This is a genomic window from Okeania sp. SIO3I5 (genome assembly GCF_010672085.1).
Taxonomy (GTDB): Bacteria; Cyanobacteriota; Cyanobacteriia; order Cyanobacteriales; family Microcoleaceae; genus Trichodesmium.
The window spans coordinates 1-4944 of sequence record NZ_JAAHHT010000403.1; the positions used below are offsets into that span (position 1 = coordinate 1).

General features: G+C 34.3%; 4 protein-coding genes. 3 read left to right on the forward strand and 1 reads right to left on the reverse strand.

Annotation, left to right across the window (positions count from 1 at the left end):
* Positions 1-373: 373 nt before the first annotated feature.
* Complete coding sequence (locus F6K40_RS38700) at positions 374-952, reverse strand: transposase (RefSeq protein WP_293145153.1); 579 nt, start codon at positions 950-952, stop codon at positions 374-376.
* A gap of 671 nt (positions 953-1623) precedes the next feature.
* Here F6K40_RS38700 and F6K40_RS38705 point away from each other — a divergent pair.
* The 3 genes from F6K40_RS38705 to F6K40_RS38715 all read left to right on the forward strand — a co-directional run.
* The gene (locus F6K40_RS38705; RefSeq protein ID WP_293145155.1) at positions 1624-1749 is read left to right on the forward strand and encodes a hypothetical protein; all 126 of its coding nucleotides are present in this window, start codon (positions 1624-1626) and stop codon (positions 1747-1749) included.
* A 67-nt stretch (positions 1750-1816) separates the two neighbouring features.
* Positions 1817-3604: a DNA methyltransferase gene (locus tag F6K40_RS38710; protein WP_293145158.1), complete on the forward strand. Its 1788-nt coding sequence runs from the start codon at positions 1817-1819 to the stop codon at positions 3602-3604.
* A 3-nt stretch (positions 3605-3607) separates the two neighbouring features.
* A partial coding sequence (locus F6K40_RS38715) for an Eco57I restriction-modification methylase domain-containing protein (protein ID WP_293145161.1) occupies positions 3608-4944 on the forward strand: 1337 nt, incomplete at its 3' end.

A 4944-nucleotide genomic window follows, 5' to 3' on the forward strand; every position in this document is an offset into this window, starting at 1 on the left:
TCTCCAAACCCTCATGGAAAAATCTCAAAACTATAACGTTGCACTTTAGGGTTAGACCCCCCACCCCAAAACCCAAATTGGAAAGCATCACCGTAGGGGTTTAGTCTCCAAATCCTCTTCCAAATATTAAACCACCACCGTAGGGGTTTGGTCTCCAAACCCTCATGGAAAAATCTCAAAACTATAACGTTGCACTTTAGGGTTAGACCCCCCACCCCAAAACCCAAATTGGAAAGCATCACCGTAGGGGTTTAGTCTCCAAATCCTCTTCCAAATATCAAACCACCACCGTAGGGGTTTGGTCTCCAAACCCTTTTCTCCAAACCCTTTTCTCCAAACCCTCTTCTCCAAACCTCCCGAAACACCAAAAAAATCACCAAACCCCCGTCAAATTATCCGGGTGCAATACATCAATTTCCCATCGCAAAGGATTTTCAAGAATATAATTACGCAAAATATTCAAAGAATCCTCATTCCGAATAATATGCTCATAATAATTACGTTGCCAAAATTTAACTCCAGGAGAATTTCTCTGTAGATTAATTAATTTAGTAGTTTGATACTTAAAATAAGCAATAACTGAACCCAAAATAGTCTTTTTTTCGTAAAATTGCTGTCGCTTCTCCAAACCGTCTGCCAAACTCTCATTCAAACTTTCCCCAAATTTTTGATACTCATTAATAACAATAATTCCATGAAAATGATTGGGCATGATCACAGCTCCATCAATTTCTATCTTAGGAAAATGTATTGGTAGATAATTCCAAATTTCTTCAACAATTTTTCCATACTGGTTAATCTGATTTAAACCTTCCTTGATTTTACCTAAAAAACATTTTTTATCTTGTACGCAAATGGTAATAAAGTATGCTCCTGCTTGATTATAATCGTAATATTTCAGACGAATAGAACGACGATTATGGATTTCTGGATTGTAATTTTTGGAGGTCATTTATGTTGATCGTAGGGGTTTGGTTTCCCAACCCAAATCAATTGTAATATTTTATCGTAGGGGTTTGGTTTCCCAACCCAAATCAATTGTAATATTTCATCCTAGGGGTTTGGTCTCCAAACCCAAATCAATTGTAATATTTCATCGTAGGGGTTTGGTCTCCAAACCCCCTAAATTTATCGGATTATACACAGGACTTACGCAGCACCGCTATATATGGTTTATAATTTGGTAAATATTCCTAATATTTCCACTATAATTAGCGCCCTTGTGTAAGTCCTGATACATTAATTTTGGTATTGGGGTTATCGTATAGTTTTGATATTTTTAGAAGGGTTTGCAGACCAAACCAGTACATTATTTGAAGAGGGTTTGGAGACCAAACCCCTACATTTACGGATTATACATTTATTTTGGTTTTAGGAATGGTATGAAGAGGGTTTGGAGACCAAACCCCTACATTTACGGATTATAGATTTATTTTGGTGTTGGGAATGATATGAAGAGGGTTTGGAGACCAAACCCCTACATTTACGGATTATAGATTTATTTTGATGTTGGGAATAATATGAAGAGGGTTTGGAGACCAAACCCCTGCGGTGGTAAAATCAATAAATAATCAACAATAAATATTATGGTTTTGAGATTTTTGGGAATGGTATGAAGAGGGTTTGGAGACCAAACCCCTACATTTACGGATTATAGATTTATTTTGGTGTTGGGAATGGTATGAAGAGGGTTTGGAGACCAAACCCCTACATTTACGGATTATAGATTTATTTTGGTTTTGGGAATAGTATAAAGAGGGTTTGGAGACCAAACCCCTACGGTGGTAAAATCAATAAATAATCAACAGTAAATACTATGACTCTGGATTTTGAACGTACTCGCGACTTTTTATATAATTTTCGATTTCAAGATGTTTTGATCGAAGAATTAGGTTGGGAACAACCATCTAATACTAAGCAAAATTCTCTCAATATCGACGATCAAATTTATTACTATCAAAGAATAGCTGAAGCTGCTAAGGTTGCTATCTTTGAAGTCACTTCTGAAACTGAGGAAATTCCTGAAGGAAAAATTCGTAAAGCTATACATCAAGAAATTGAACAAAGGGTGGCTGAAAATTTATTAATTTTTATAGATGCTCAGAAAACTCGCAGTATTTGGTATTGGGTAAAACGTGATGGTAATAAACGTTTTGTCAGAGATCATTTATATGTCAAAGGTCAACCAGGGGATTTATTTTTAAGTAAATTAGGTTCTTTGGTTATTGATATTATTGAGTTTGAAAAAGAGTCAATTTCTGTAGTTGAAATTGCTCAAAAATTGCAACGGAGTTTTGATGTTGAACGGGTTACGAAAAAGTTTTATCAGGAGTTTCAAAACCAACATTCTGATTTTCTAGAATTTATTCAAGGTATAGATAATTTATTTGACCGTCGTTGGTATACTTCTGTTTTGCTGAACCGTTTAATGTTTGTTTATTTTTTGCAGCGCAAAGGGTTTATTGATGGTAAAAATTTGGATTATTTACAGGAGAAATTAACGGCAAGTCAGCAACGGGGTCAAAATCAGTATTATCATTTTCTCCAAAGTTTATTTTTTGAGGGTTTTGCCAAAATAGAATCTGAACGGGATGAGGCGACAAAGGAATTAATAGGTGAAGTTAAATATCTGAATGGTGGATTATTTCTGAAACATCCTATTGAGGAAAAATATGACAATATTTTGATTGCTGATACAGCTTTTATTCAAGTATTAGATTTATTTTCTCGTTATTCTTGGAATCTGAATGATACTCCTGAAGGAAAAGATGATGAAATTAACCCGGATGTGTTGGGATATATTTTTGAGAAATATATTAACCAAAAAGAATTTGGTGCTTATTATACTTGTACTGAAATTACAGAATATTTGTGCGACAGAACTATTAATAAATTAATTTTAGAAAGAGTAAATAATCTGGCAAATACCAGGTTTACAGACATTAATGAATTGCTGATTAAATTAGATGCTAAAGTCTGTCATTATTTGGTTGAAGATATTCTCCCTAATCTAACTTTATTAGACCCTGCTTGTGGTTCGGGAGCTTTTATGGTAGCTGCTATGAAAAGTTTAATTTCTATTTACACTGCCGTTATTGGTACGATTAAATTAAATGGAGATAGAAGGTTAAAAAAGTGGTTGAAGGATAAAGAAAGTTCTCATCCTTCTTTGGCTTATTTTGTGAAAAAGCGAATTATTACTGATAATATTTATGGGGTAGATATTATGGAGGAGGCGACAGAAATTGCTAAGTTACGATTATTTTTGGCTTTGGTTTCTGTTGCTCAGTCGGAGGCAGAATTGGAACCTTTACCGAATATTGATTTTAATATTATGGTGGGTAATTCTTTGATGGGTTTGATTCGGGTAAATGAGGAAAGTTTTGACAATGTTCAAGAGTCGAAACGGGGGTATTTCTTACAGCAGTTGGATGCGGATAATTATCGAAAGATTTTAGAGGATAAAAACAAGAGTATTAGTTTGTATAAGGAACACGCTTTTAAGTCTGGGGAAATTGAGGGAACTGAGCAAGATATTCGGTTATTAAATTTGAGGAAACATATTGAAAAATTGCGTCGAGAATCTTATGGTAAGTTGAATTAATTATTGTTTGATGAGTTTGGCAGTTTGGGGATTAAATATGAGGAGGCGCAGTTAAAAGGAAAGGCAAAAAAACGGCTATTAAAGATTGAGGATATTGTCAGGTTGAAGCCGTTTCATTGGGGTTATGAGTTTGATAATGTGATTTCTGAAAAGGGTGGTTTTGATGCCATTATTACGAATCCACCCTGGGAGACTTTTAAACCACAAGCTAAAGAATTTTTTGCTCAATATAGCGATCTAGTGACGAAAAATAAGATGGATATTAAGACTTTTGAGAAACAAAAGAAAAAGATGTTGCAAAATAAGGAAGTTGCTAATGCTTGGTTGGAGTATCAAAGTCAATTTCCCTATGTGAGTTTGTATTATCGAAGTGCAGAAAAATATCAGAATCAAATTTCTGTTGTGAATGGCAGAAAGCAGGGTACGGATATTAATTTATATAAGTTGTTTGTGGAGCAATGTTTTAATTTATTACGGTCAAATGGTGAATGTGGAATTGTCATTCCTAGCGGAATTTATACAGATTTGGGAAGTAAGCAATTACGAGAAATGTTATTTACTAAAACTGAAGTTTCTGGTCTATTTTGTTTTGAGAATCGGAAGACAATTGTTGAGGGAGTACATAGAAGTTTTAAGTTTGTAGTTTTGACTTTTGAAAAGGATGGAGAAACTACTCAATTTCCAGCTAAGTTTATGCGCCATGATGTGGGGGAATTAGAAAGTTTTCCTGATGGTGAAACTTTGAATATTTCTGTCGAGCTAATTCGGCGTTTATCTCCTGATTCGATTTCGGTGATGGAATTGAAAAATGATGTAGATATTGCCATTGCTGAGAAGATGGCAAAGTTTCCTTTATTGGGAGAAGAAATTGATGGAAAGTGGAATTTAAAATTGACTTCCGAGTTTCACATGACTAATGATAGTCAGTTATTTAAAACTGAACCTGGAAAGGGAAGACTCGCACTTTATGAAGGGAAAATGATTGAACAATTTACCCATTTATTATCTAAACCTCGATATTGGATTGAAGAAACAGAAGGAAGAAAAGATATTCTAGGAAAGAATCAAGATAGCAGACAAATTTTAGATTATCAAACATATCGTGCCGGGTTTCGGAAAATTGCAAGAAATACTGACTCTAGAACAATAATTGCAACAATTATTCCGCCTAGTTTTCATGCAGAAAATTTTCAATCTGTTTTACGTTGTTCTGACAAAATTAGTAATCCACCTAACGGCAAAGAGATATTATTATTAGTTGCTTTGTGGAATAGCTTTGTTGTTGACTATGGAATTAGATTTAGAGTTTCAGCAAACGTAAACTTCTTTTATGTCTATCA

Bases quoted from the DNA above. Each gene is read 5' to 3' on its own strand.
- F6K40_RS38710 (WP_293145158.1), top strand. From the start codon at position 1,817: ATGACTCTGGATTTTGAACGTACTCGCGACTTTTTATATAATTTTCGA.
- F6K40_RS38700 (WP_293145153.1), bottom strand. From the start codon at position 952: ATGACCTCCAAAAATTACAATCCAGAAATCCATAATCGTCGTTCTATT.